23 protein-coding genes, 3 pseudogenes and 1 riboswitch are annotated in these 25,467 nt (G+C 68.0%); of the genes and pseudogenes, 12 read left to right on the forward strand and 14 right to left on the reverse strand.

Translation table 11 applies throughout. The annotated features are described in order from the left end of the window. Nucleotides 1–111 precede the first annotated feature (111 nt). Nucleotides 112–933, reverse strand: coding sequence for a class E sortase (locus tag ACWDZ7_RS31730; protein WP_451801778.1), 822 nt, complete (start codon nt 931–933; stop codon nt 112–114). Between the two features lie 160 nt (nt 934–1,093). Between ACWDZ7_RS31730 and ACWDZ7_RS31735 the strand changes: the two genes are divergently transcribed. Continuing rightward, on the forward strand, nt 1,094–2,128 hold the full coding sequence (locus tag ACWDZ7_RS31735) for a hypothetical protein (RefSeq protein WP_451801779.1): 1,035 nt from the start codon (nt 1,094–1,096) through the stop codon (nt 2,126–2,128). A gap of 194 nt (nt 2,129–2,322) precedes the next feature. Further along, nucleotides 2,323–4,515, forward strand: a pseudogene (locus ACWDZ7_RS31740) (DUF3427 domain-containing protein); the annotation flags it as partial. A 22-nt stretch (nt 4,516–4,537) separates the two neighbouring features. Here the strand turns inward: ACWDZ7_RS31740 and ACWDZ7_RS31745 are convergent. Further along, complete coding sequence (locus tag ACWDZ7_RS31745) at nt 4,538–4,669, reverse strand: hypothetical protein (RefSeq protein WP_451801810.1); 132 nt, start codon at nt 4,667–4,669, stop codon at nt 4,538–4,540. A 198-nt stretch (nt 4,670–4,867) separates the two neighbouring features. Then, nucleotides 4,868–5,296, reverse strand: a pseudogene (locus tag ACWDZ7_RS31750) (ATP-binding protein); the annotation flags it as partial. A gap of 87 nt (nt 5,297–5,383) precedes the next feature. On the opposite strand from ACWDZ7_RS31750, the gene ACWDZ7_RS31755 reads away from it, so the two are divergent. Further along, nucleotides 5,384–6,232 carry a helix-turn-helix domain-containing protein gene (locus tag ACWDZ7_RS31755; RefSeq protein ID WP_451801781.1) on the forward strand — a complete coding sequence of 283 codons (849 nt, stop codon included), beginning with the start codon at nt 5,384–5,386 and terminating at the stop codon, nt 6,230–6,232. Continuing rightward, a complete protein-coding gene (locus ACWDZ7_RS31760; RefSeq protein ID WP_451801783.1) occupies nt 6,229–6,426 on the forward strand; it encodes a DUF397 domain-containing protein in 198 nt (65 codons plus the stop codon). Before ACWDZ7_RS31755 ends, ACWDZ7_RS31760 begins: the two co-directional genes overlap by 4 nt. Before the next feature lie 783 nt (nt 6,427–7,209). Here the strand turns inward: ACWDZ7_RS31760 and ACWDZ7_RS31765 are convergent. After that, entirely contained in the window at nt 7,210–7,791 is a 582-nt protein-coding gene (locus tag ACWDZ7_RS31765) for a hypothetical protein (protein WP_451801785.1), read from the reverse strand. A gap of 504 nt (nt 7,792–8,295) precedes the next feature. Between ACWDZ7_RS31765 and ACWDZ7_RS31770 the strand changes: the two are divergent. From ACWDZ7_RS31770 to ACWDZ7_RS31785, 4 genes and pseudogenes are all read left to right on the forward strand, one after another. Continuing rightward, nucleotides 8,296–8,614: pseudogene (locus ACWDZ7_RS31770) on the forward strand (hypothetical protein). 400 nt (nt 8,615–9,014) lie between these two features. After that, complete coding sequence (locus tag ACWDZ7_RS31775; protein ID WP_451801786.1) at nt 9,015–9,218, forward strand: DUF397 domain-containing protein; 204 nt, start codon at nt 9,015–9,017, stop codon at nt 9,216–9,218. A 73-nt stretch (nt 9,219–9,291) separates the two neighbouring features. Next, entirely contained in the window at nt 9,292–9,807 is a 516-nt protein-coding gene (locus ACWDZ7_RS31780; protein ID WP_451801787.1) for a nucleoside deaminase, read from the forward strand. A gap of 84 nt (nt 9,808–9,891) precedes the next feature. After that, nucleotides 9,892–10,194 carry a hypothetical protein gene (locus tag ACWDZ7_RS31785; protein WP_451801788.1) on the forward strand — a complete coding sequence of 101 codons (303 nt, stop codon included), beginning with the start codon at nt 9,892–9,894 and terminating at the stop codon, nt 10,192–10,194. A gap of 100 nt (nt 10,195–10,294) precedes the next feature. Here the strand turns inward: ACWDZ7_RS31785 and ACWDZ7_RS31790 are convergent, their stop codons facing one another. The 3 genes from ACWDZ7_RS31790 to ACWDZ7_RS31800 form a co-directional block, all read right to left on the reverse strand. Beyond that, nucleotides 10,295–10,717: a hypothetical protein gene (locus ACWDZ7_RS31790; RefSeq protein WP_451801790.1), complete on the reverse strand. Its 423-nt coding sequence runs from the start codon at nt 10,715–10,717 to the stop codon at nt 10,295–10,297. Nucleotides 10,718–10,978: 261 nt separating this feature from the next. After that, nucleotides 10,979–12,526: an MFS transporter gene (locus tag ACWDZ7_RS31795; protein WP_451801791.1), complete on the reverse strand. Its 1,548-nt coding sequence runs from the start codon at nt 12,524–12,526 to the stop codon at nt 10,979–10,981. Nucleotides 12,527–12,834: 308 nt separating this feature from the next. Continuing rightward, nucleotides 12,835–14,115 (reverse strand): DUF445 domain-containing protein, encoded by a 1,281-nt coding sequence (locus ACWDZ7_RS31800; protein ID WP_451801792.1) that lies wholly within the window; start codon nt 14,113–14,115, stop codon nt 12,835–12,837. Nucleotides 14,116–14,501: 386 nt separating this feature from the next. Here ACWDZ7_RS31800 and ACWDZ7_RS31805 point away from each other — a divergent pair, with 386 nt between their 5' ends. After that, complete coding sequence (locus ACWDZ7_RS31805; protein WP_451801793.1) at nt 14,502–15,824, forward strand: GDSL-type esterase/lipase family protein; 1,323 nt, start codon at nt 14,502–14,504, stop codon at nt 15,822–15,824. Between the two features lie 68 nt (nt 15,825–15,892). Here ACWDZ7_RS31805 and ACWDZ7_RS31810 read toward each other — a convergent pair whose 3' ends face one another. From ACWDZ7_RS31810 to ACWDZ7_RS31825, 4 genes are read right to left on the reverse strand one after another with little or no spacing between them, the layout of a single operon-like run. Then, complete coding sequence (locus ACWDZ7_RS31810; RefSeq protein ID WP_451801794.1) at nt 15,893–16,576, reverse strand: DUF1707 SHOCT-like domain-containing protein; 684 nt, start codon at nt 16,574–16,576, stop codon at nt 15,893–15,895. Nucleotides 16,577–16,586: 10 nt separating this feature from the next. Then, nucleotides 16,587–17,552, reverse strand: a complete 966-nt coding sequence (locus ACWDZ7_RS31815; RefSeq protein ID WP_451801796.1) for an ABC transporter ATP-binding protein — start codon at nt 17,550–17,552, stop codon at nt 16,587–16,589. 6 nt (nt 17,553–17,558) lie between these two features. Continuing rightward, nucleotides 17,559–18,422: an ABC transporter permease gene (locus ACWDZ7_RS31820; protein WP_451801797.1), complete on the reverse strand. Its 864-nt coding sequence runs from the start codon at nt 18,420–18,422 to the stop codon at nt 17,559–17,561. Then, nucleotides 18,415–19,236, reverse strand: coding sequence for an ABC transporter permease (locus ACWDZ7_RS31825; RefSeq protein WP_451801798.1), 822 nt, complete (start codon nt 19,234–19,236; stop codon nt 18,415–18,417). The genes ACWDZ7_RS31820 and ACWDZ7_RS31825 overlap by 8 nt, the downstream gene beginning before the upstream one ends. A gap of 186 nt (nt 19,237–19,422) precedes the next feature. Between ACWDZ7_RS31825 and ACWDZ7_RS31830 the strand changes: the two genes are divergently transcribed. After that, complete coding sequence (locus ACWDZ7_RS31830) at nt 19,423–21,810, forward strand: transglycosylase domain-containing protein (RefSeq protein WP_451801800.1); 2,388 nt, start codon at nt 19,423–19,425, stop codon at nt 21,808–21,810. 19 nt (nt 21,811–21,829) lie between these two features. Here the strand turns inward: ACWDZ7_RS31830 and ACWDZ7_RS31835 are convergent, their stop codons facing one another. From ACWDZ7_RS31835 to ACWDZ7_RS31845, 3 genes are all read right to left on the reverse strand, one after another. Continuing rightward, nucleotides 21,830–22,150 carry a DMT family transporter gene (locus ACWDZ7_RS31835; RefSeq protein ID WP_451515595.1) on the reverse strand — a complete coding sequence of 107 codons (321 nt, stop codon included), beginning with the start codon at nt 22,148–22,150 and terminating at the stop codon, nt 21,830–21,832. 29 nt (nt 22,151–22,179) lie between these two features. Then, nucleotides 22,180–22,240, reverse strand: a riboswitch (guanidine-III (ykkC-III) riboswitch). Between the two features lie 79 nt (nt 22,241–22,319). After that, the gene (locus tag ACWDZ7_RS31840; protein WP_030793504.1) at nt 22,320–22,664 is read right to left on the reverse strand and encodes a GroES family chaperonin; all 345 of its coding nucleotides are present in this window, start codon (nt 22,662–22,664) and stop codon (nt 22,320–22,322) included. A gap of 44 nt (nt 22,665–22,708) precedes the next feature. Then, the gene (locus tag ACWDZ7_RS31845; RefSeq protein WP_451801801.1) at nt 22,709–23,029 is read right to left on the reverse strand and encodes a DUF3618 domain-containing protein; all 321 of its coding nucleotides are present in this window, start codon (nt 23,027–23,029) and stop codon (nt 22,709–22,711) included. 145 nt (nt 23,030–23,174) lie between these two features. Here ACWDZ7_RS31845 and bcp point away from each other — a divergent pair, with 145 nt between their 5' ends. Further along, nucleotides 23,175–23,642, forward strand: a complete 468-nt coding sequence (gene bcp, locus ACWDZ7_RS31850) for a thioredoxin-dependent thiol peroxidase (RefSeq protein ID WP_223774844.1) — start codon at nt 23,175–23,177, stop codon at nt 23,640–23,642. 169 nt (nt 23,643–23,811) lie between these two features. Beyond that, nucleotides 23,812–25,308, forward strand: coding sequence for a glycine betaine/L-proline transporter ProP (gene proP, locus ACWDZ7_RS31855; RefSeq protein ID WP_451801803.1), 1,497 nt, complete (start codon nt 23,812–23,814; stop codon nt 25,306–25,308). Nucleotides 25,309–25,467: the final 159 nt, after the last annotated feature.

Below are 25,467 nucleotides of genomic sequence, written 5' to 3' on the forward strand. Positions count from 1 at the left end.
CTACCCGGGGGCGCTGTTACCCGGGGCGCTGCTACCGGGGAGGCGACTATCAGGGAGGCGGCTATCCGGAGCGGCTGCTACCGGAGAGCGGATGCTATCGGAGAGCGGCTGCTACCGGGGACGCATGGAACGCAGCTTGCCCCAGACCACGAGCCGGTACTTGGAGGTGTACTCGGGGGTGCAGGTGGTGAGGGTGATGTAGAACCCCGGCGCCCGATACCCGTACCCGCCGCGCACATCACTGCGCGGCACACCGCGAAGGACGCCCCCGTCATGGGCGGAGGTCCGCGCCACCCGCTTGTCGACGACGTACGTGTATACGGCGCTCCTGGTCTCGACCCTCAGCTCGTCCCCGCCCCGCAGCCGGTTGATGTACCGGAAGGGCTCTCCGTGGGTGTTGCGATGCCCGGCAAGCGCGAAGTTCCCGGCCTGGCCGGGCTGGGCGGTGCGGGGGTAATGCCCGACGTACCCCTGATCGAGAACACCGTTCTTGCCGACCCCCTCGGCGACGGGGACGCGGATGCCGATGCGGGGAATACGGAGGACGGCGTAGGCCTGGTCCCAGCGGGGGGCGGGGGCGGTTCCGGGGTCGCGGGCCGCACCGTCCCCGCCCCGCGAGGCTGAGCCGCCACTGCCTCCGCCCCTCGAACGGGACCCCCCACCGGATCCCGAGCCCGAGCCGGAGCCCGCACTCGCCCCCGCCCCCGTCCCCGCACGGGAGGGCCCCTCCCGCCACTCATGGCCGTCCTCCCACTCCTCCTCAAGCTGCCGCACCTTCTCCTCGGCGGCGGCGCGGGCCTGTCGGTTGGTCCACCACAGCTGATGGACGACGAGCAGAAGGAGTACGAGCCCGAAGGTCACGGCGGCCTCGGCCCCGCCCCACAACACCCGCGCCGCGAGGCCACGCCGCGCGCCGCGCCCTTGCTGCACCACCGGAACCCGCTCCCGCACAAGGCCTCCCCTACGGCGTCACGCCTCCCCGGCGGCCCGCACGATAGGCGCTGCCTCCGCAACAATCCATGGCGGGAGCCGGACCGGCCGAACGGGCCGGGGCCCTCCTGCAAGAGGCCCGCTCGGCAGTACGGTGTCCCGTATGCGCCCCGACAAGCCTGCCGCCGCCGATCATGTCGACGCCGACCACATCGCCGAAGCCGCGCGCCTGGAACGCACGGCCGGCCTGTACCCGGAGGACGCCGAGCAGCTCCTCCTCCAGGCCGCCGCCCACCTGGAACTGGCCGGCGCCCGCGACCGCGCGACGACGCTCTACGACCGCCTGCTGTCCGCGGACGCCGAGCGGCCTCCCGCGTCCCCGCTCCTCATCCGCGCCCTGAAGGCCTCGAACCTCTGGGAGTACGGCCACGAGGCGGAGGCGAGGGCGATCATCGATGGAGTCCGCGCGGCAGCGCCCCGGGACCCGGCGCCGTGGGTGATCGTGGCGGAGTCCCTGGAGTCCCACGACGAACTGGAACAGGCGCACGCCACCTTCACGGAGGCGGCGACGCTGCTCCTCCCCCTCACCACGACAGACCCCCCCTATCCCACGCACCCCCTGCTCTTCGGCCGCCACCGAGTACGCCGCCTCATGGGCGCCGACCACGACGCGTGGGACGCCCTGGCGGACCGCATCTCGACGGCCCCCGTCCCCCTGGACGAACTGCACGACCCCAAGCGGATCTGGTCCCTCGGCTCGGAGAACCCGGCGGAACTCCGCGCGGAAATCACCCGCATCCAGGCGGAACTGGGCTCGTACAGGGAGGCCCTGTCCCGCCCCTTCCCGGTAGCGATCCTCCACTGGCCGGCCCCGGAACTCACAGAACTCCTGACGGCGTACCCGACGCTGACCTCGGAATACCCCTCGCACGAGGCGCACTTGTCGACCATAGAGTCCTCCCTCCGCGAACTGGCCTCCTCCGGCACCCCGAACCTGGGCATCGTCACGGGAACGGTCCCGTCCTACGAGGCCTTCGCCGCCTCGGAGACCACGTCCCCGGACGAGCCGTCCCTCCTCCCTCAGTACGCGACGACGCTGGCGGCGCGGGGGCGGGCTGTGTCTTGGCCGCCGGAGGCGAACGGGGCCTGTTGGTGCGGGTCGGGGACGTCGTACGTGCAGTGCCACGGGGCTCCGTAGAAGGCGCCCTCCACCCGGCTTGCCGCACCCTTCCGGCACAATGCCCGCGTGCCTGATGACGGTGAAGCTCGCAGCCCCTTGATGCCGCGGGTTGGTTCGTGCTCCGTTTTGAGAGCGCGAATATCTGGCGACCGTCGCTTGCGCCCCCGCCGCCAGGACAAGATCGGAAGGACACCATCATTCCCACCAACCAAGAAATGACTGCCTACCCACACCAAAAGGACATGCTGGAGCGCTTGGAAGTGGAGCGCTCGGTACGGGACCGCCACCGTAATCTTTTAGTTGCGGCGACTGGTACGGGTAAGACCGTGATGGCAGCGCTCGACTTCAAACACCTGCGCCAGAAGGCAGGACGCGACCTTAGACTCCTTTTTGTTGCCCACCGCAAGGAGATCCTGGACCAGTCCCTACACACCTACCAGAAAGCACTCAATGACGCCAGTTTTGGCGAGCTGCTCTATAGCGGCGAGATTCCCACAGATTGGACACACGTGTTTGCCAGTGTCCAATCTCTCAACTCTCGAACCCTAGAACGCCTTACACCTGATCATTTTGACGTGATCGTCATCGACGAGTTCCATCACGGAACGTCCCCCACGTACCGGAAGCTCCTCGACCACTTCACCCCTCGCGAGCTCCTCGGCCTGACTGCCACACCTGAGCGCATGGACGGCAAGAACATCCAAGGCGAGTTCTTCCAAGGTCACATTGCGGCCGAGATGCGCCTATGGGAAGCACTAGAGAACGAACTACTCAGCTCGTTCCGCTATTTTGGAATCAGCGATAGTACCGACTTGAGCGCCGTACAGTGGAAGCGTGGCGCCTACGACTCGGCTTCCCTTAGTAACGTATTTACGGGCAATGATATACGTGCCCGACTCGTCTTGAAATCGGTACAGGATAAGGTCCCATCCCCTAGCAAAATGCGCGCCCTAGGATTCTGCGTCTCTGTCCAACACGCGCACTTCATGGCCCGCTACTTTCGCAAATTCGGCCTCAGCGCCATCGCCCTCTCGGGCGAATCGCACCGAGATGAACGGGAACAGGCTCTCACCGACCTCAAGGTCGGCAAAGTGCAGATTATCTTCTCCGTCGACCTATTCAATGAGGGCCTCGACATACCAGACGTCGACACTGTTCTCCTCCTCCGACCGACGGCGAGCGCCACGGTTTTCCTGCAACAACTCGGCCGCGGCTTGCGACGCACAGAGAACAAGGACTACCTGACAGTCCTCGACTTCATTGGTCAACATCGTAAGGAATTCCGCTTCGAGAACCAGTTCCGCGCTCTGACAAATCTCACCAGAAGACGCCTGATCGACAACATAAACGACAATTTCCCCATGTTGCCATCGGGCTGCGAGATCATCCTGGAGCCCAAGGCCAAGCAGTCCATCATCAAGAACATCCAGGAACAGATCAACGTCAATGTGACTGCGCTGGCTCGCGAGGTAGCGACCTACGCCGAGCGTGACCTTGCGACGTATCTGAAGGAGAGTGGTCGTGAGCTAAAGGAGATCTACCGTGGAGGCAACGGCAACTCATGGACCAATCTGTTGCGCCGCTCTAAGTTGCTCCCCGGTGCCGCCCCCGAGGGAGAGCTAGCGCTACTGAAGCGCATTCCCTCTTTCCTTCACGTAGACGACCGTGAGCGGATCGATGCATACCAGCGACTGTTGACTGAAAATGCACCTGCGTACGAATCCTTGCCCCCACTGGAACAGAGTTACGCTCGCATGCTGTTCTTCAATTTGTGGGACAAAGCAGGCGATTATGCAACGTATCAGGACGGGTTGGCATCGCTACGCAAGCACAGAGCTGTGTGTGATGAACTTCGCCAAGTCCTCGATCACTGCCTGGCCACTGCAGACCACTTCCCACTTCCTCTGGAGGGCCCACACAGCGGGCTCCCGCTGAAGATGCACAGCTCCTACAACCGTTCCGAAATATTGGCTGCCCTCGGTGTGGCCCGCCTTGGTGGCCAGATGCCAGGATCCTTCGCTCAAGGAGTAGTTGACGCCAAGGAGATCAATTCGGACGCCCTCCTCATCACCCTAGAGAAGGACGAGAAGGATTTTTCACCCACAGTCCGGTACAAGGACTATGCAATGAGCCCAACCAGATTCCATTGGGAGTCACAGAGCACAACAGACGAAGAATCCACCACTGGGCGCCGGTACCGCGAACACGCTCAACGTGGCAGCCACGTCCTGCTCTTCGTCCGTCGGTACAAAAACACCGACATCGGCGGTCCCGCACCATGGATGCTTCTGGGCCCTGCCCGGTACGTCTCTCACGAAGGCAGCAAGCCCATGGCAATCACCTGGGAACTTGAACAGGAGATGCCGGCGGACGTATGGACATTCTCCGCGGCCCCGGAGAACTAATGGGCACCGATTAGGCTTTGTCTTAACCTGCCGTCTCCGCTTCGGCTTCCGCTTCCGCTTCATAGTGCATCTGCGCCCGGTCCAGCACCTCCTCAGGAGTGCAGCCGTGCACCCGGAGCCAGTGAAGGAGGTCGGCGATCAGGTCGATCGCCACCTCCTCCGCTACAGCTGTTGCTAGACGTCCCGAGCCAGCAGCGCACTCGGATCGCGTCGCACCGTAGAGCAACAAATGCTCCCCTGCGCGAATGACGCGAGCATCTGCACTTTCTGGCTCGCATGTCTCCGTCGCCAACTCGCACCACACGACCTTCGAGTCCGCGCGAAGGAAGACACCCCATCGGTGGTCGCAAACCGCGTCGATAAGCGTCATCCCGCGCCCCGACTCCGCATCAGAGGTGGAGTCGAGGAGTGTCGGAAGTGCTCGCGCGTCCGGATCGTGCACTTCGATACGGAGGTACGTGCCTCTCATGACCATCCCCAGCGAAGCGGATGTGCCAACGCCTACGTGACGAATCACGTTCGAAACCATCTCAGTGACGCAAATCTGAGCCGGCTCGACCAACTCCGGCAATCCCCACAGCGTCAGTCGGAGCTGCAACTCTCGACGCAGCCCGGCCACTTGCTCCGGTTCCGCAGAGAAGGGCTGAGCCCAAGGGGCCCGCCGACCGCAGTCCTCCGCAAAGATCATCCTGTCCACCTCACACACCGGAGCGCATCGCGCTGTGTAGCCAACAGTCACTCTTGGTGAAAGGCTCTCAGTGGGAATCCCGCTATGCAACATGCACAGAGAGATTCCCACGATGGGGTGATTGGACTTTCGTGGGACTTCCGATGGGATGGAGCTTCCGCTACAGCGCTAGGAGTTGCCATGGCAGGCTCGCCTACTGCACGTCGCCGTCGATTGGCGATCGAGCTCAAGAAGCTCCGCGAAGAGAACGGCTTCACCTGCAACCAGGTGGGCAAGGAACTGGACTGGAGTAGCTCCAAAGTCAACCGCATGGAGACGGGGCAAGGTCGCGTACAACCGTCCGACGTGGAAGCCCTGTGCCGCTTCTACGACACGTCGGAGGAGCTGTGCCAGCTCCTCAAGTCCCTGGCGAAGGAGTCGAAGACCAAGGGCTGGTGGCACGCCCACGGCGACGCCGTGCCCTCATGGTTCTCCGTCTATGTCGGGCTTGAGCAGGCCGCTTCCAGTCTGCGCAGCTACCATGGCGAGTTCGTTCCTGGACTACTTCAGACTCCTGACTACGCATCCGAGCAGAGTCGCGCTTGGGTCGATCACACCGCCGAAGAGATCCAACGCATGGTCGAGGTACGGATGCGACGTCAGGACCTCCTCATGGGCGATCGCGCACCCGACTTGTGGACCGTCGTGCACCAGGGCGCCCTGATGCACGTCGTTGGCAATCGACAGGTCATGGCGGGCCAGCTCGAACGTATGCTGGAAATGGCGAAGTTGAGGGCCGTGACGATCCAGGTGCTGCCGTTTGATGCGGGCGCCTACCCCACGACCGGGGCGTTCACCGTCCTCGGTTTCCCAGAGCAGGAGGACCCGGACGTGGTGTACCGGGAGGGGCTGACAGACTCCGTCTACCTCGAGGGCCCCAAGGAGGTGGAGCTCTATGCAAAGGCCTTCGACCACCTCCGAGCACTTGCATTGAGTCCGCAGCGATCAGCCCTGCTGATCAAAAGAGTCATGGAGGAGCACTCCCGATGACGCCTGTCCCAACTAGGCAGTGGCGGAGGAGCAGTTACAGCAACGGTATGGGTGGAGAGTGCGTCGAGGTCGCTTTGGCCCCCGGCGTCATAGCTGTCCGAGACTCGAAGGCCCCCCTGGGACCCCAGGTCGCCATGAGCGTCCCTGCCTGGAGGGCCTTCGTGAAGGCAGTTCAGTCGGCCAAAATGGCCTAGCGCGCAGCCTGGCTGGGAGCACGGATGACGGCTCCCGCTCTCTCGAGGAAGAGCGAGTGCGCCTGCGTCATCTCTTGGTTTGCGCGATCCCAGTGGGCCCACTCGCGACGCGACCCTCCAGACGTTGGAGCACCGCCTCCTTGGGCCTGCCTCAGAGCTTGCGTCGCTTCGATCGTGCTCACCGCAAGCGCATGCGCCAGCCGGATCACCTCTTCCGGCCCCCACAGGGCAATCTGCCTCGTGCACTTCTGCAACGTCAGGCTCCTCTGCGTCAGTTCATCGCGTGCTTCATCCGAGAGACGCCCACCCGCTCGTATTCCCGGGGCGGCTCTCGCAAGCGTGTCCTCGACCGCGGATTGAGCATCAAGTAGCTGCCCATAGGCTTGCTGCCGCTGGCCACGCACCCACTGAAGTTGCTCGGCTGCAGCCTGGCCCTCGATCTGCAAACGCGCTGCCTCAACGGCCTTGGAGCCCCCGATTTTGGCGCCTCGCACTGCCCAGATCCCACCGGCGAAGGCGCCAGCGACGGCCCCCACAAGCCCAAAGCCACCAGCCAGTACCGCAGCTATTCCCTGATCCATCCCCACATCGTCTCCTCCTCCCCAACGGGAGCCAAAGCGGCTCTACAGTCTGACGGTTGACCTGAGCGCGCCGTCGTCGAGGGCTCGGACTAACCTCTATGCCATGACGACATCCGCGCCCGCGATCAAGCCCGGAGACATCCGTACACGCGCGGAGATCCGTCAAGAGCTAGGCGGCAGTCCCCAGGGTGGTATATGTCCGTCAGATCCCAAGAAGACCGTTGTTCTCTTCTCGGATATCAAAGCCGGCGAACAGTACGGATACCGCGATGGGTGGCTCGCCGAGGACGACGACCTCGGACCCATCTTCGCGTACACCGGAGCGGGTGCTCGCGGTGACCAGACTTTCGGGGGGCTCTATGGCAAGGGCAACTCCGCTGTACTTGACCACTCCGCGCGTGGGCGAACTCTGCACTTGTTCATAGCCGAAGGGCAGGTTCCGGGATCCGCCACCCGTCTCCACCGCTATGTCGGCCCGTTCAAGGTCGATGAGCGCGAGCCCTATCAGCTGCGTCAAGCTCTCGACGAGAATCGAGCAGACCGAAGCGTTATCGTCTTTCGCCTGCGTCCGACTGGCCCGGTCCACCGTTCCGAAGCGCACGTACTCCCGAGGGCAAGAGCTACCAAGCCAATCTTCATTCGGGCCAGAGAAGCAACGCGGTTGGCGAGAGCGCAGCGCAGGCAGCGGCGCCAGCAGCGCCCCCTTACGCCCGAGGATGTAGTCGCCCAGCGGCGTGACGAGTTGAATGAGAGCTATGAGACTCGGCTGAACGAAGCGGGTCACTCCGTCGGCTACCTCCAAGTGGAGGTCAAAGACAAGACGTCCACTCTCATCACTGACCTTTACGACGAAAGCGACAACACTCTCTACGAGACAGCGGGTAGCACGTCACGCGAAGCGATCAGGAACGCTCTCGCGCAACTTTTGGACCTCAACAGGTACCTACGCTCGATGGAGCACAGCCAACCGCTCCGGCTCATGGTCCTCTCCCCTGAGCTCCCCGACACGGACATTCGTGAACTCCTCGAGGAGCACGACGTCGGTGTCATTTACCGTAACGAGGCCGGGGAGTTTTCCGAGTTCGGGGGTGAGCGACGGCCCCCACGCCGAGCCGGAATTCTCCCGGTTCCGTGTGCCGAATGCCCATCCCTAAGTAGGTAACTCCTTGGGCCCAGAAGCCTTCCGGTTGCGGCCGCGGGCGGACCGCCCCCGCAAGCTCCGACGTAACCTCAGCAGCAGACCTTCAGTACGCCGCCGCTGCCTACGCCGGGAGGCCCATGCCCCCGCATCCCCACCGCCTCCATCGCCGCCGCCGGACTCGTCGGCGGGTATGCCGTCGCTCGGTTTACCAAGAAGCGGCCCCTAGGTGGGGCTGTGCTCTCGGCTGCGGGAGCCGTCGCCGCTCGGCAGTGGCGGGTCGAGGCCGGTGGGAAGACCGCTGCGGCGCTCAGTGCCGGTACGTCGCCGGTTCGCTGGGGCGCATCCGCTGGCCAAGAAGGTGGGGGCCTGGCCTGCTGTCTTCGGAGTCGCGGGCGGGGTCGGGGTTGCCTCGTATCTGCTCGCCGACCGGCGTGGTGAGGCTAGGGCTTGCTCCAGTTGCGGCTGAGCTGCCGCGCCACCGCCGAGGCGAGCAGCGCCCACGCCAACGGCCATACGTCCGCCTCCGGTGCCGGGTGACCTGCGAAGGAGGGCGTACAGCAGCGCTGTGATCAGGAGCGTCAGCCCCGTCGCCGTCACCGGTGACGTCTCCTGGGGTGCACCCGGCGACTCGGCGCGGTTGCGCAGGTCCCACCGGCCCGACCGGCGCGTGGGAAGCTTCGTGCTCCTGCGGGGGCAGAGCGAGAACTTGGATGTCGTCTACGTAGACCTACCGGTCGGCGGGCTCTTCATGGAGAAACCCAAGGAACTTGAGCGCTACAAATTGGCGTTCGATTACCCCTGCGTGCGCAGGCTCTCGATCTGGAATCATCCACTGAAGCCATCCGTCGAAGCCTCAGGGAGTTGTGATGGACCCCCGCCACCCCGTCCGCTGGTTCAAGTCGTCCTACAGCGGCGGTTCCGGAACCGAGTGTGTCGAGGTGGCGGTGGTGGTGGCGGCGCCGAAGGTCATGGTGCGTGACACGAAGTGCCCTGCCGATGGCCGGGTCTGCGTCGGGACAGCCGCCTGGGCCGAGTTCGTGACGGCGCTGCCCGAGATGCTTCGGCACTGACGGCGGGCATAGGGTCGATGTCCGGTGTGGCGACGCCACCGGTCGGCCACGACCGCGAGGAGAGGAAGATCCCTTGCCCTACGCTCCCGAGAACGACCAAGACCGCAAGTTCCTCGAACTGGCCATCGCCAACTCCCGGCGCGCGCTTGAGGACGGCAGTACCAAGAAGCCCTTCGGTGCCGTCGTAGTCATGGGCGGGGAAGTCGTGGGCACGGGTAGCAACTCCGTCGTCGAAGCGTGTGATCCGACCGCTCATGCCGAGGTCATCGCCCTGCGGGACGCGGGGCGGCGGCTCGGGACGTATCTCATGGAGGACTGCACGCTGTATTCGAGCAGTGAGCCCTGTCCCATGTGTCTCGTCGCCTGTTACTGGGCCGGGATTCCGCGGCTCGTGTATGGCGGCACCAGTCGCGACGCCGCGGTCAACGGGCATGAGGATCTGCGGTTCTACCGGGAGCTGGCGTTGCCCAATGCCGAGCGGCGGATGTTGGACGAGGTGCCCGTCGACGGTGCGCCGCGCTCCGCCGCGGTGGATGTTCTCGCCGCGTGGGCGGCCGCGCAGCCCTACCCCGTGGAACCGCAGCTCTGATCCCGCCCGCCGGTTTCCGGTCGCCGCGCGTTAGCCTCGGGCCGAAGGAACATCGCGGATGTATCGGTGAGAGGCGGGTCAACCATGGCGAGGATTCCCGGAGCAGTCGTGGCCGCGAGTGGGCTCATCGGTGGGTACGGCGCCGCCCGGTTCACCAAGAAGCGGCCCCTCGGCGGAGTCGTGCTCGCCGCTGCCGGGGCCGTCGCCGCTCGGCAGTGGCGGGAGGCGGCCGGCGGGAAGACCGCCGCCGCGCTCACCGCGGCCTACGTCGCCGGGTTCGCCGGCTCGCACCCGCTCGCCAAGAAGGTGGGAGCCTGGCCCGCCGTGTTCAGCGTCGCGGGTGGTGTCGGGATCGCGTCGTGGGTCCTCGCCGACCGGCGCGGCTGAGGCGAGGCGAGGGGGCAGGCAGGGGCGCGGGGGCGCGGCGGCCTTGCCGATCGGCGGAGGTGAGGCGAGGCGAGAGGCGGGGCACTGTAGCCCGCGTACGTCAGGCCTCGCGGCGCGCCGCACTCCTCGCCACCCCCGCCGCCACCAGGGTCCCCACCCCCATGACCAGCGTGCAGAACGCCCACGCCGGCGGCCACACGTTCGCGTCCTGGGTGGGGTGTGAGTTGAAGGAGACGTACATCAGCGTCGCCGGCGGGGCCGCCACCACCAGCAGCGTCCATGCCAGGCGGTCCCTGATGCCGAAGTAGGCCGCGAGGGTCAGCAGGGCCAGGGCCAGGAGCACCACCCCCGACGCCGTCACCGGTGATGTTTCGTTGAGCGCGCCCGGGGTCTCCGCCCGGTTGCGCAGGTCCCAGGGGAGGCAGGCCACGTATGCCGCGGCCGCGAGCGCCGCGCCCATGAGGCGGGTCGCGTACCTGGGGAGCGGTGCGGTTTGGCGGAGCGGTATCAGCGTCGCGTTCATGTGTACGACGGTGCCGCGCCAGGCGCGTGGCACGACAGAGTACGCGTACTCATCTGTCCGGTGAGTCGGACGAACCGGGTGAGTCGAGCGCCCCGGGCGCCCTGGGTGAGCCGGGCGCCCTGGGTGAGCCGGGCGCCCTGGGTGAGCCGCCTCGCCCCGGGTAAGGCGCCCCAGGTGAGTCGGCTCGCCAGGTGCCCCGCGCGCACCTGGACACTTGCAGAGGGGTACGGGTCCGGCCAGCCTCACCTCTCCAAGCGTGCGCTAAGGCGTCGCCCCACCCTTCCGCGTCGCCCCGGCTCCCCTCCCCACCGACGACAACGGCTCCGCGATATCCTCCAGCGACCGCCTCTCCGCCTTCACCGCGAACACCGCCGCCACCAGGCCCGCCGCGCACATCAGGCCCGCGCCGATCTCGAAGGCCAGGACCGTGTCGCCGACCACGCCCGACTCGGTCAGCTTGGCGAAGATCAGGGGGCCGCTGATACCGCCGGCCGCCGTGCCGATCGCGTAGAAGAAGGCGATGGCCATGGCGCGGGTCTCCATCGGGAAGATCTCGGAGACCGTCAGATACGCGCTGCTCGCGCCCGCCGACGCGAAGAACAGGACCACGCACCAGCAGGCCGTGAGCGTCGCCGCGCTCAGCGAACCCCGGTCGAAGAGCCATGCCGTGCCGAAGAGCAGAACGCCGGAGGTGAGGTAGGTCGAGGAGATCATGATCCTGCGGCCTACCGTGTCGAAGAGTTTGCCCAGGAGGAGCGGGCCCAGGAAGTTGCCCGCGGCGATGACGGCGAAGTAGTAACCCGTGCTGCCCGAGGGCACGTCGTAGAACTTGGTCAGGATCGCGCCGAAGCCGAAAGTGATCGCGTTGTACAGGAACGCCTGGCCGATGAAGAGGGACAGGCCGAGGACCGCCCGCTTGGGGTAGTCGCGGAAGACCGTCTTGGCGATCAGGCCGAAGCCGATGCTCTTGCGCTGGTGGATGGTGATCTCACGGTCGGGCGGCGGCAGCGGCTCGCCCTTCTCCCGCTCGATCTCCCGCTCCACCGACGAGACCAGGCCCTCCGCCTCCTCGCCGCGGCCGTGGATGAACTGCCAGCGCGGGCTCTCCGGCACGTGGCGGCGTACGAGGAGGATCACCAGGCCCAGGACGACGCCGAGGGCGAAGGTCAGTCGCCAGCCCAGGTCCTTGGGGAAGATGTCGGTGTTGAGCATGACGACCGAGAGCAGCGAGCCGCCGATCGCGCCCAGCCAGTAACTGCCGTTGATGATCAGATCGACGCGGCCGCGGTACTTGGACGGGATCAGCTCGTCGATCGCCGAGTTGATCGCCGCGTACTCCCCGCCGATGCCGAAGCCGGTCAGGAACCGGAAGAGGAAGAACCACCAGGCGTCGAAGGAGAGCGCGGTGAGGGCGGTGGCGCCGAGGTACACCGCGAGGGTGACCATGAATAGCTTCCTGCGGCCGTACTTGTCGGTGAGCCAGCCGAAGAAGAGCGCCCCGGCGCACGCCCCCGCCACGTACAGGGCCGCCGCGATGCCGGTGACCTGCGCGGAGCTGATCGCCAGGCCGCTGCCCTCCTCGGAGAGGCGACTCGCGATGTTGCCTACGGTGGTGACCTCCAGGCCGTCCAGGATCCACACCGTGCCGAGGCCCACGACGATCATCCAGTGCCAGCGCGACCACGGCAGGCGGTCGAGGCGGGCCGGCACGGCCGTGGTGACGGTGGCGGCCTCGGAGTCCCCACCGGGACGACCTGGGGTGTGGCCGGGGGGCGGCGGCGAGGCCGGTGGCGTGGACGACGCGGTCATGGCGGGCGGCTCCTTCCGCTGTTCCCACGTCGCCGCACTGCTGAGCGCGCTCGCACCGCTGTCGCACCGCTGCTCACGCTCGCACCGCTGATCGCGCTCGCACCGCTGATCGCGCTCGCATCGCTGCTCACACCGCTGCTCACGCTCGCACTGCTGCTCACACGCGCGCCGCTTGCTGTACGCGCCGCGCGGGCGACGGCCCCCTCGGCTCCGAGCGAGCCCCTCCAGAGTGCCCAGCAAACGCTTCCTCACGCGCGCTGGAGCCCGCCGGAAGATCAGCAGCCGGACCGGGTCAGGTCAGGTCCCCCTCACGCCCAGAACGCCCGCGACACCGCATAAATCACCAGCCCCGCCAGCGAGCCGACCACCGTTCCGTTGATCCGGATGAACTGCAGGTCCCGCCCGATGTGCGCCTCGATCTTCTTCGAGGTGTGCTCCGCGTCCCAGCCCGCCACCGTGTCCGTGATGAGCGAGGTGATCTCGTCGCGGTACGTCGTCACGACGTACACCGCCGCGCCCTCCACCCAGCCGTCCACCTTCTGCTGGAGCCGCCCGTCCTGCGCCATCCGCGCGCCGAGCGACAGCAGCGAGGCCCGCACGCGCAGCCGCAGCTCGCTGCGCTCGTCCTCGGCGGCGGCCACGATCATGGACCGCACGGCCGACCAGGCCGAGGCGATCAGGTCCTGCACCTCGCCGCGCGCCAGGATGTCCCGCTTGAGGCGCTCCACGCGCGCGCGGGTGTCCGAGTCGGACTGGAGGTCGGCGGCGAAGTCGGCGAGGAAGCGGTCGACGGCGCCGCGCGCCGGGTGTTCCGGCATGTCCCGCATCTCGGTGACGAAGCGCAGCAGCTCCTTGTAGACGCGATCGCCGACCTTCTTGTCGACGAACCGCGGGGTCCAGCCGGGCGCGCCGCCCTGCACCGCGTCCATCACCGAGTCGGCGTGCTCGACCAGCCAGTCGTGGGCGCGTACGCAGACCAGGTCGACGACCCTGCGGTGGCCGCCGTCCGCGACGATCTTCTCCAGCATCTTCCCTATGCCGGGCGCGATCTCCTGTGCGTCGGCGCGGCGCGTGATCGCCTCGCCGACGACCGCCTGCACGTCGGAGTCGCGCAGGACGGTGAGGGCGCCGCGCAGCGCCGTGGCCAGCTCGGCGGTGACGCGGTCGGCGTGCGCGGGCTCGGCGAGCCAGGTGCCGAGGCGCGCGCCGATGCCCACGGCGTGCAGGCGGCCTCGTACGACGTCGGCGGAGAGGAAGTTCTCCCCCACGAAGTCGCCGAGGGAGGCGCCCAGCTGGTCCTTCTTGTTCGGGATGATCGCCGTGTGCGGAATGGGCAGACCGAGCGGGTGCCGGAAGAGCGCCGTCACCGCGAACCAGTCGGCGAGCGCGCCGACCATGCCGGCCTCGGCGGCCGCCGCGACGTACCCCGTCCAGGCGCCCGCGCCGGAGTGCTGCGCCCACTTCGCCAGTACGTAGACCAGCGCGACGAAGACGAGCAGTCCCGTCGCCGTGATCTTCATCCGGCGCACGCCGCGCCGCTTCTCCTCGTCGGCGGGGCTGTACGTGAAGCCACCGGGGGCCGGGGTCACGGGACTCCTCGCGCCGGGGGCCGAGGGCTTGGCCGCCCCGAACGGAGTACGCCCCGCAGGGTGACCCTCACGGGACCTTCCCTCCGCGCCTCCCTCCTGGTTTTCCGCCGTGTTTCCCGCCGTGTCTTCCGCCGCGTTCTCGCTCTCCACTCACTCCACCTGGCCCGTTCGCCTCGTCATCATCCGTACTGTCCCCACGTATCCCACGTATCCCCACGTCCTGTGTTCTGCGTCCCTTCCTCACCTACTCCTGGAACGAACGACAAGTTCCCGGCGTCGATAAGGGCAGAGGGGGGCAGTGTCGGCCGCCTCACGGTCCATGCCGCATCATGGGGTGATCACACCGGAGCCTCGGGGCTCCCCCTGCCCGAGGAGAAAGAGCCCGCATGACCAAGCGTCACGGTTATGCCCTTCTCGCCGCGGTCGTCGCGGTCATAGTGGTGATTTCCGCCGCCATATACGTCGGCGTCACCGGCACCGACGACGGCTCGCAGGACACGATCAGCGCGGGTCCGCGCACCCCGCGCAACTCCGCGGCGCCCGCCTCCTCCGGCACCTGGGTCGGCTCCTGGTCCGCCTCCCCGGCGGGGTCCGAGCCGGGCACCGAACGCAAGGGCTTCGCCGGCCGCTCCATCCGCAACATCGTGCACACCAGCGTCGGCGGCGAGAGCGCCCGCATCACCCTGTCGAACCTCTACGGAACCACGCCGCTGAGCATCACGCACGCCTCGCTCGCGCTGGCCTCCGCGTCGAACGACCCGGCCGCCGCGCCCGGCACGCTGCGCCGCCTCACGTTCAACGGCAACACCTCGGTGGTGATCCCGCCGGGCGCCCAGGCGATGAGCGACGCCGCCCGCGTGCGCGTCCCGCACGACTCCGACCTGCTGGTCACGACGTACTCGCCGACCCCCTCGGGCCCCGTCACCTACCACCCGCACGCACGCCAGATCAGCTACGTGGCCGAGGGCGACCGCACCGAGGACCCGGCAGGCGACGCCTACACCGAGCAGAGCCCGTTCTGGCGCTACCTCTCCGCGGTGGACGTGCTGAGCCACGAGACCGACGGGACCGTCGTCGTCTTCGGCGACTCCATCACCGACGGCATCACGTCCACGATGGGCGCCAACCGCCGCTGGACCGACATCCTCGCCGACCGGATGCGCGCCGAGTCCGGCGCGCCCCGCTACGGCGTCGTGAACCAGGGCATCAGCGGCAACCGCGTCCTGTCCGACGGGCGCGGGCGGCCCGCCGCCAACCCGAGCGGCCTCTCCCGCTTCGACCGCGACGTCCTGGACCGCACGGGCGTCAAGGCCGTCGTCATAGCGCTCGGTGTCAACGACATCCTGCGCAACCCGCACCAGAACAACCCGGACCGCATCGTCGAGGGCCTGCGCGAACTGACCCGTCAGGCGCACACCCGCGGCCTGCGCGTCGTCGGCGCCACGCTGATGCCGTTCGGCGGCCACCGCGGTTACGAGCCCGCCCTCGAAGCGGTGCGCCAGTCGGTGAACGACCAGATCCGCTCGGGCAAGGTCTTCGACGACGTCGTCGACTTCGACCGCGCCCTGCGCGACCCGTACGACCCGCGCACGCTGCGGGAGCGGTACGACTCGGGCGACCATCTGCACCCCTCGGACGCGGGCTACCTCAAGATGGCGGAGACGTTCAACCTCGCGCACCTGAAGGGGTCGGCGGCGGCCGAGCTCTGACATTCCTCCACCTGCGGGGCCGGTTGTGGCGGGTCGCGCGCGGCTCCCCGCGCCCCTCGCGCGGCCCCTCAGCCGCGCTCCCTACGGCGTTCCAGCTTCTCGCGACGGCGCTCCTCCTTCAGGCGCAGCTTCTCGGCCTTGCGCAGCTTGCGCTCGACGCCGACGCCGCCCATCAGGGCGAAGCCCTTGACGACCACGCGGGGCGAGCCGGGCGTGCCGAGGCCGGTCGCCCGGTCGTCGAAGCCGCCCATGATGCCGAAGCCCTTGACCACGACGTTCATCTCCGGCGGCACGGTGACCTGGATGCCGCCCATGATGGTGAAGCAGAAGATCTCCACGTCGCCCTCCGTGAAGTAGGCCTCGCGCAGATCGATGTCGCCGCCGCCCCACATCACGAACGAGGAGAACCGCCGGCCGACCACCCAGCCGCCCTTGCGGCCGAACCCGCTCCAGAAGGCGAAGCCGAAGGTCGACGTGGGCTCGCCGTCCACCATCCGCGCCGCCCAGTCGACGGCGGCCGGGTCGTCGCTCGCGGCCCCCTTCACCATGGAGACCTTGGCGGCACTGTGCGCCGGCAGGTCACGGGTGATCGGCTCCAACTCGCCGTACGTACGGGCCTTGTACGCGGCGTCGAGGCGCTCCTCGAACTCCGTCATGTCGAGGCGGCCCTCGGCCATCGCGTCCCGGAGTACTTCGGCGACCCGCTCACGGTCGGCGTCGGAGGCCCGCAGGTCGGGGAGTTCTTCACTCATGAGGAGCAGCCTACGAGGTCGCCCTGTCCGCGTACATCTTGGCGATGACCGCCTCGATGTCCGGCTCCCTGACCGACAGATCGGCCAGCGGATACCGGGCCGCGATCCGCGCGACAAGCGGAGCTGCCGACTCCGCGGCGGGGAAGGCGAGCCACTGCCGCGGGCCCTCCACCCTCACCACCCGCGCCGACTCGGCCTCGATGGGCGGAAGTTCACGCTCCAGGTCCACGACCAGGGTGCGCTCACTCTCCCCCACCTCGTGCAGCCCGGCGAGCGGACCGTCGTACAACAGACGCCCGTGGTCGATGACCATCACACGCTTGCAGAGCTGCTCGATGTCGGTGAGGTCGTGCGTGGTGAGGAGGACCGTCGTGCCGGCCTCCGCGTTCAGGTCCCGCAGGAAGCCCCGCACCTTGGCCTTGCTGATGACGTCCAGGCCGATCGTCGGCTCGTCCAGATAGAGCACCTCGGGGTCGTGCAGGAGCGCCGCCGCGATGTCGCCGCGCATCCGCTGGCCGAGGGAGAGCTGACGGACGGGGACGTCCAACAGGGGGCCCAGCTCCAGGAGTTCGACACACCGGTCGAGGTTCTCGCGGAAGCGGGCGTCCGGGATGCGGTACATGCGGTGCATCAGGCGGTACGAGTCGATCAGCGGCAGGTCCCACCAGAGCGTGGTGCGCTGGCCGAAGACGACGCCGATGCGGTGCGCGAGGCGGGTGCGTTCGCGGGAGGGGTCGATGCCCGCGACGCGCAGGCGGCCGCCGCTCGGCGTGAGGATGCCCGTCAACATCTTGATCGTCGTCGACTTGCCCGCGCCGTTCGGCCCGATGTAGCCGACCATCTCGCCGCGCGGCACGGTGAACGAGATGCCGTCGACGGCCCGCACCTCGTGCCGCTCGCGCCGCAGGAATCCCGTCTTCTTGCGTACGTCGAAGACCTTCTCGACGCCGTCCAGCTCAATGAGGTCGGTTCCCACGACGGTTCAGCTCCCTGTGCTGCGGTACGAACGGAGGCCCGTGCGCCAGGCGAGACCGGCGAGAGCGAGGCAGGCGACGGCGACCAGCGGGGGTGTGAAGGCGGTCCACACCGGCAGGTCCAGCGGGTAGGGCCGCCCCAGGACGTACAGCGCGGGCAGCCAGTTCACGAAGGCCAGCGGCAGGACGAAGGTCACGCCGCGCACCAGGTCCTTGGCGAAGACGGACGGCGGGTACTGGAGCAGCGTCGTGCCGCCGTACGTGAAGGCGTTCTGCACCTCCGCCGCGTCCCTCGCCACGAACTGGAAGGCCGCCCCCGCCACGAACAGCGCCCCGAAGATGCCCGCGCCGCTGAGCAGCATCAACGGCACCATCGCGGCCTTCGGCACGGTCCAGTCGATGTCCAGGACCACGAGCGCGTACGTCAGGACGAGCGCGCCCTGCGTCAGCCGGCCGAGCCGGTGCAGCCCGAACCGGTCGGCGGCGACCTGCGCGATGACCGGGGCGGGCCGCACGAGGAGCGTGTCGAGCGTGCCGTCGCGCACCCGCTTGCCGAGGCGGTCCATGGAGCCGAGGGACAGGTCGGCGAGGCCGAACGCGGTGCACGACGCGCCGTACAGGAAGGCGATCTCGGAGAGCGAGTAGCCGCCGAGCCGGTCCACCTGGGAGAACATCAGCAGGATCGCCGCGAAGTCGAACGCGGTCACCGCGAAGTTGCCGAGCGCGGTCATCGCGAAGGACAGGCGGTACGCCATGAGGGAGCGGATCCACATGCCGGAGATCAACCGATAGGCACGCACCCCGGTGCGCACCTCGGCCGGCCGGGATCGCACCCGCTCGGGCCCGGACCGCACCCGCGCCAAGTCACCCACCCTGCACCACCACCCGTCGGGTCGCCACGGTCTGCAGCAGTCGGCCGGCCGTCAGGAGTGCCGTGGCCCAGCCGAGCTGGAAGGCGTACGTGCGGAGCAGGTCGACGCCCGTGTGGCGGCCGAGGAACACGTCGGCGGGCACCTGGAGCAGCGCCGACCAGGGCAGCGCGCGGGCGATCTCGCCGAGCGTGCCGGGGAAGACGTTCAGCGGCAGCAGCATCCCGGAGAAGAACGTGCCCGCGAGCATCGCCACCTGTGTGATGCCCGCGCCGTCCATCAGCCAGAACGCGGTCAGCGCCACCAGGAAGCGCAGCGCGAAGCTGACCAGCGCGCCGAGCACCACGGCCGACAGGAACGCCAGCCAGCGCAGCGGATCCGCGGGCAGCGCCAGGTCGAAGACCATCGCGCCGATCGCCACCGGCACGACACCGCGCCCCAGCAGCTGGAACAGGGCCCGGCCCAGATCGCTCGCCAGCCACCAGGCCTGGAGGTCCGCGGGCCGGTACAGGTCGACGGCGATGTCCCCGGTGCGGATCCGCTCGATCAGCTCGCCCTCGAAGCCGCCGCCCATCAGCGCCATCACGGTGAGCAGCGCCTGCCCGAGCCAGACGAACGTGACCGCCTGCGCCTGGTCGTACCCGCCGAGGCCCGGCCGCTCGTCCCAGAGCGCGATGTAGGTGTAGGCGAGGATCAGCCCGAAGACGGTGTTGGTGAACACCCCCGCCGCGGTCGCGACGCGGTACGTGGCGTATCTGCGGAAGCCCCCCTCGGCGACGGCCGCGTACAGACGGAACCGTCCTGCGCGCACAAGCATCCCTTTCACAGTGGGCCTCGTCCCGAATCGGGCCAAAGCGCAGGATCGTAGTGTGGTCGGGAACGCTCGCGCCAGGCATTTTCGGCGCGGGACGCGTGCCTGGTGCCTTACGCGTGTGGCGACAGTGTGCAATGGGGTTTACGAGGCGTACTGGACGTACGACGCTAACCGGGAGTTTCGCGAGACATGAGCGACGAGCCGCAGCAGCAGGGCGCCGCCGGGCAGGGTGGCGCGGCCACCGGGACCGGGAAGGCCAGGAAGCCGAAGCGCCCCAAGCGCAAGGGCTGGCGGCGGATCTTCCCGACCTGGCGCATGGTCCTCGGCGGTTTCATCCTGCTCGTCCTGCTGCTCGTGGGCGCCTTCATGGCCGGTTACATGCTGGTCGACATCCCCTCGGCGAACGCCGCGGCGACCAAGCAGAGCAACGTCTATCTGTACGCCGACGGCACCGAGATCGCCCGCGACGGCGAGGTGAACCGCGAGAAGGTGCCGCTCACACAGATCCCCCTGAGCGTCCAGCGCTCCGTGCTCGCCGCCGAGGACCGCGACTTCTACAGCGAGTCCGCTGTCGACCCCAAGGCGATGATCCGGGCCGCCTGGAACACCGTCACCGGCAAGGGCAAGCAGTCCGGCTCCACGATCACCCAGCAGTACGTGAAGAACTACTACCTGGGCCAGGAGCAGACGGTCACCCGCAAGGTGAAGGAGTTCTTCATCTCCATCAAGCTGGACCGCGAGGTGAGCAAGGGCGAGATCCTCTCCGGCTATCTGAACACCAGCTACTTCGGCCGCAACGCGTACGGCGTGCAGGCCGCCGCCCAGGCGTACTACGGCAAGAACGTCAAGGACCTCTCCACCGCCGAGGGCGCCTACCTCGCGACACTCCTCAACTCGCCCAACGCGTACGACGTCGCCACGCACCCCGAGAACAAGCAGCGTGCGACGGGCCGCTGGAACTACGTCCTGGACGGCATGGTCAAGGAGGGCTGGCTCAGCAGGTCCGAGCGGGCCGGCATCAAGTTCCCGATGCCCGACGAGGCGAAGGGCACGGCGGGCCTGTCCGGCCAGCGCGGCTACGTCGTCAAGGCCGTCGAGGACTATCTCACCGCCAACGAGATCATCGATGCGGAGACCCTCGCCAAAGGCGGCTACCGCATCACCACGACCCTCCAGAAGGACCGCCAGGACGCCTTCAAGAAGGCCGTCGACGACCAGGTGATGTCGAAGGTCGACAAGGACGCCCGCAAGGTCGACCGCAACGTCCGCGCGGGCGGCGCCTCCATCGACCCGGCCACCGGCAAGGTCGTCGCGATGTACGGCGGCATCGACTACACCAAGCAGTACGTCAACAACGCGACGCGCCGCGACTACCAGGTCGGCTCCACCTTCAAGCCGTTCGTGTTCACCTCCGCGGTCGAGAACGGCTCGGTCACCCAGGACGGCCGCCCGATCACCCCGAACACCGTCTACGACGGCACCAACAAGCGCCCCGTGCAGGGGTGGAGCGGCGGCGCGTACGCCCCTGAGAACGAGGACCAGGTCTCCTACGGCGAGACCACCGTCCGCGAGGCCACCGACAAGTCCGTGAACTCGGTGTACGCGCAGATGGCCGTCGACGTCGGCGCCGACAAGGTCAAGGACACCGCGATCGCCCTCGGCGTCCCGGAGAAGACCCCCGACCTCACCGCCTCCCCCTCCATCGCGCTCGGCCCGTCCACCGCGAGCGTCCTCGACATGGCCGAGGCGTACGCGACCCTGGCCAACCACGGCGAGCACGGCACGTACACGCTCGTCGAGAAGATCACCAAGGACGGCGCGGAGATCGACCTGCCGGAGCAGGAGACCGAGCAGGCCGTCACCCGCGAGGCCGCCGACACCACCACCTCCGTCCTGCGCAGTGTCGTGCAGGGCGGCACCGGCACGGCGGCCCAGGGCGCGGGCCGCCCCGCCGCGGGCAAGACCGGCACCGCCGAGAACGACACCGCGGCCTGGTTCGCCGGCTACACCCCCGACCTCGCGACGGTCGTCGCCGTCATGGGCCAGGACCCGGACACCGGCGCGCACACCCCGCTGTACGGCGCGCTCGGCGAGTCCCGCATCAACGGCGGCGCCTATCCGGCGCGCGTGTGGGCGCAGTTCACCAAGTCCGCCCTGGAGGGCAAGCCGGTCAAGGACTTCGACCTGGAGGTGGCGCGGGGCGCGGACACGCCGCCGCCGACCGACCCGGCCACCGGCGGCACCCAGGAACCGGAGACCGGCGGCCCCACCACCGACGACCCCACCGACGGCGGCACGACGGACGGCGGCCCCACCGACGGGGGCGCCACCACCGGCGGACAGGACACGGGCGGCGGCGCCACCACGGACGGCGGCCAGGACCCCGGCGGGCAGACCGGCGGCCAGACGGGTGACCAGACCGACGGCGGCATGCTCGACGGAGGCACACTCGACGGAGGCACGCTCGACGGAGGCGCCGCCCAGGGCGGCCCGACGGGCGGCGGCACCGACACCGGAGGAGGGACCGGCGACGGCGCCTCGGTCGGCGGCGCGCTCGGCGGCCTGACGGACGGCTAGGGCGTGTGTCGGGGCACGGTCAGTGCCCCGAAGTGGCCTTCAGGCCGACGACAGCGACCAGCAGCAGACAGACGAAGAAGATCCGGGCGGCGGTGACGGGCTCGCCCAGGATCACCATGCCGAGCACCGCCGCACCGGCGGCGCCGATGCCGACCCACACGCCGTACGCGGTACCGATGGGCAGCGACTTGGCGGCGTACGACAGGAGCAGCATGCTCGCGACGATGCCCGCGCCCGTGAACACGCTCGGCCACAGCCGCGTGAACCCGTCCGTGTACTTCATCCCGATCGACCAGCCCACTTCGAGCAGACCGGCGACTATCAACAGAACCCAGGCCATGACGGCACCTCCGACGAGTAGAGAGAAGGGGTGCGTCGTCTTTGCGGAAACCCGGTACGGCGCGTCTCGTCGGGGTCATTCCACGGTAGCAAAGGCCGTGAGTGAGGGGCTGGTGACCATGGTCACCAGCACTCATGACTCATGACTGTCATGACTCATGACTCCTGCCCTACAGGTACAGGCCCGTCGAGTCCTCGGAGCCCTCGAAACGGTCGGCGGCCACGGCGTGCAGATCGCGCTCGCGCATCAGGACGTACGCCACGCCCCGCACCTCCACCTCGGCGCGGTCCTCCGGGTCGTACAGGACCCGGTCACCCGGCTCGACCGTACGTACGTTCTGTCCGACCGCGACCACCTCGGCCCAGGCGAGCCGCCGGCCCACGGCCGCGGTCGCGGGGATCAGGATGCCGCCGCCGGAGCGGCGCTCGCCCTCGCTGGTGTCCTGCCGCACGAGCACGCGGTCGTGCAGCATCCGGATGGGCAGCTTGTCGTCGTGGTGGGTCTTCTCGCTCACGCCACCGAACCTACCCGCCCCGGCGCCGTATGCGGCCCCCCGGGTCAGCTGTCGCGCCGCCGCGCACCCACCACGAGCAGTCCGACGACGCCCACGGCCACCAGGGCCACCGGGACGATCCGCTCGATGCGGGGCGAACCGTCCTCCGCGACGAACCGGCCCTTCACGTCCGAGACGAATCGGTTCGCCCCGACATACGCCCGGCCAAGTGAGTTGTCCACACTCGACACGACCTTCGCCTTCGCGTCGCCGACGATCGTCTTCGGGTGGACGCGCACCCCGATCTCGTCGAGCGTCTCGGCCAGCTGGTCGCGCCGGCGCTTGATGTCCGCCTCGATCTGCGCAGGGGTCCTGGCATCCGACACCGCGCTGCCTCCAGGTCGTATCGATTGTGTGGACGTGATCTGTGCCCACAGTCTGTCAGCTTCACGCGCGCCGCACCCCACGGCACCCCTATTACGCTCGACTCCGGCACCACACCTTTCACGCCCCTTGCGAGGAGACCCGAAGATGAGCGAGCGACTGCAGCCCGGCGACACCGCCCCCGCTTTCACCCTGCCCGACGCCGACGGCAAGGACGTCTCGCTGGCCGACCACAAGGGCCGCAAGGTCATCGTCTACTTCTACCCGGCCGCCCTGACCCCCGGCTGCACCAAGCAGGCGTGCGACTTCACCGACAACCTCGACGTGCTCGCGGCGGCCGGTTACGACGTCATCGGCGTGTCGCCGGACAAGCCGGAGAAGCTCGCGAAGTTCCGTGAGCAGGAGAACCTCAAGGTCACGCTGGTCGGCGACCCGTCCAAGGAGACCCTGGAGGCCTACGGCGCCTTCGGCGAGAAGAAGCTGTACGGCAAGACGGTGACCGGCGTCATCCGCTCGACCGTGGTGGTCGACGAGCAGGGCAAGGTCGAGCACGCGTTCTACAACGTGAAGGCGACGGGCCACGTGGCCAAGATCATCAGGGACCTGGGCGTCTGAGCGACGCTTCCCCCGGACGAGCCCCGCACCGCGACAAAGCACTGTGACAAAGACTGCGACAAAGCACTGTGACAAAGCCCCCCTCGCGGGGGGCTTTCGTTTGCGCGGGCGATGTTCGAGCAAGTGATCCCCGGGGGGAGCACGTCCGAAGAACGAAAGGAACCACTCCATGGCGGCCCACGAAGAGACCGAGGCCGATACAGAGGCGGTCAAACGCCACCGCACGCTGTTCCGGGCCGTCAACCGGCGCAAGAACCCGCCGCTGCGCCGTACCGACATCACGGTCACGGACGAGGCAGCGGTCAAGCGGGCGGTGAAGGCGGCCTCGCTCGGCAATGCCATGGAGTGGTTCGACTTCGGCATCTACAGCTATCTGGCCGTCACCATCGGCCATGTGTTCTTTCCATCCGGGAACGACACGGTCCAGCTGATCTCCTCCTTCGCGACCTTCGCGGTGTCCTTCCTGGTCCGCCCCATCGGTGGCATGGTGTTCGGCCCGATGGGCGACAAGATCGGCCGCAAGAAGGTCCTCGCCCTGACGATGATCATGATGGCGATCGGCACGCTCGCCATCGGCCTGATCCCGTCCTACGCCACGATCGGCTTCTGGGCGCCGGTCCTGCTGATCTTCTTCCGCCTGGTCCAGGGCTTCTCCACGGGCGGCGAGTACGGCGGGGCCTCCACCTTCATCGCCGAGTACGCCCCCGACAAGCGGCGCGGCTACTTCGGCAGCTTCCTGGAGCTGGGCACGCTGGCCGGGTACACCGGCGCGGCCGGGCTCGTCCTCATCCTCAACAGCGCCCTCGGCTCGGACGCCATGGAGTCCTGGGGCTGGCGCATCCCGTTCCTCGTCGCCGGACCGCTCGGCCTCGTAGGCCTCTACCTCCGACTCAAGCTCGACGAGACACCCGCGTTCCAGAAGCTGGAGGACGCCACCTTCCACTCGGCGTCCGAGGGCGCCTCCACCGTGGAGACCACGGCCAAGGGCGACCTGGCGAAGATCTTCCGGAACCACTGGCCGACGCTCATCCTCTGCATCGCGCTGGTCGGCGCGTACAACGTCACCGACTACATGCTGCTGTCGTACATGCCGACGTACCTCTCCGACGAACTCGGCTACGACGACTCCCACGGCCTGCTGATCCTCATCGGCACGATGATCGTCCTGATGCTGATCATCAACCAGGTGGGCAAGCTGTCCGACCACTTCGGCCGCAAGCCGCTCCTGATGACGGGCATGCTGAGCTTCCTGGTCCTGTCGATCCCGGCATTCCTCCTGATCAAGCAGGGCAGCCTGCTGGCGGTCTCGGGCGGCATGCTGCTGCTCGGCCTCTCCCTGGTCTGCCTCCTCGGCACGATGTCGGCGACACTCCCGGCCCTCTTCCCCACCTCGGTCCGCTACGGCTCCCTCTCCGTCGGCTACAACCTCTCCGCCTCCCTCTTCGGCGGCACGGCCCCCCTGGTGATCACGTCCCTGATCAGCATCACGGGCACGGACATGGTCCCGGCGTACTACTCGATGGCGGCGGCCGTCGTCGGCGTCATCGCGGTGGCCTGCATGAAGGAAACGGCCCAGAAGCCGCTCTCGGGCTCGCCACCGTCGGTGGAGACGAAGAGGGAGGCGGCAGAACTGGTGGAGGCCCAGGCGACGGCCCCTAAGTTCTGACCTCCTGCCGCCGCCCCCATCCGGAACGGCCCGCCCCACCTACAAGTAGACGCTGTTGGTTAATTCCGGGGCTCGCGTGACGTCGGCCTTCAAGACCTGGTTGTGGGATTTTATGGCCACGTAGTAGTATTGGGTGGGTGGGGATTTAGATTCAGCCGA

Source organism: Streptomyces sp. NPDC003032, from assembly GCF_053591415.1.

Coding starts and splice junctions, on each gene's coding strand:
- ACWDZ7_RS31735 (WP_451801779.1), top strand. CDS start 1,094: ATGCGCCCCGACAAGCCTGCCGCCGCCGATCATGTCGACGCCGACCAC.
- ACWDZ7_RS31755 (WP_451801781.1), top strand. CDS start 5,384: ATGGCAGGCTCGCCTACTGCACGTCGCCGTCGATTGGCGATCGAGCTC.
- ACWDZ7_RS31760 (WP_451801783.1), top strand. CDS start 6,229: ATGACGCCTGTCCCAACTAGGCAGTGGCGGAGGAGCAGTTACAGCAAC.
- ACWDZ7_RS31775 (WP_451801786.1), top strand. CDS start 9,015: ATGGACCCCCGCCACCCCGTCCGCTGGTTCAAGTCGTCCTACAGCGGC.
- ACWDZ7_RS31785 (WP_451801788.1), top strand. CDS start 9,892: ATGGCGAGGATTCCCGGAGCAGTCGTGGCCGCGAGTGGGCTCATCGGT.
- ACWDZ7_RS31790 (WP_451801790.1), bottom strand. CDS start 10,717: ATGAACGCGACGCTGATACCGCTCCGCCAAACCGCACCGCTCCCCAGG.
- ACWDZ7_RS31795 (WP_451801791.1), bottom strand. CDS start 12,526: ATGACCGCGTCGTCCACGCCACCGGCCTCGCCGCCGCCCCCCGGCCAC.
- ACWDZ7_RS31805 (WP_451801793.1), top strand. CDS start 14,502: ATGACCAAGCGTCACGGTTATGCCCTTCTCGCCGCGGTCGTCGCGGTC.
- ACWDZ7_RS31810 (WP_451801794.1), bottom strand. CDS start 16,576: ATGAGTGAAGAACTCCCCGACCTGCGGGCCTCCGACGCCGACCGTGAG.
- ACWDZ7_RS31825 (WP_451801798.1), bottom strand. CDS start 19,236: ATGCTTGTGCGCGCAGGACGGTTCCGTCTGTACGCGGCCGTCGCCGAG.
- ACWDZ7_RS31830 (WP_451801800.1), top strand. CDS start 19,423: ATGAGCGACGAGCCGCAGCAGCAGGGCGCCGCCGGGCAGGGTGGCGCG.
- ACWDZ7_RS31835 (WP_451515595.1), bottom strand. CDS start 22,150: ATGGCCTGGGTTCTGTTGATAGTCGCCGGTCTGCTCGAAGTGGGCTGG.
- bcp (WP_223774844.1), top strand. CDS start 23,175: ATGAGCGAGCGACTGCAGCCCGGCGACACCGCCCCCGCTTTCACCCTG.
- proP (WP_451801803.1), top strand. CDS start 23,812: ATGGCGGCCCACGAAGAGACCGAGGCCGATACAGAGGCGGTCAAACGC.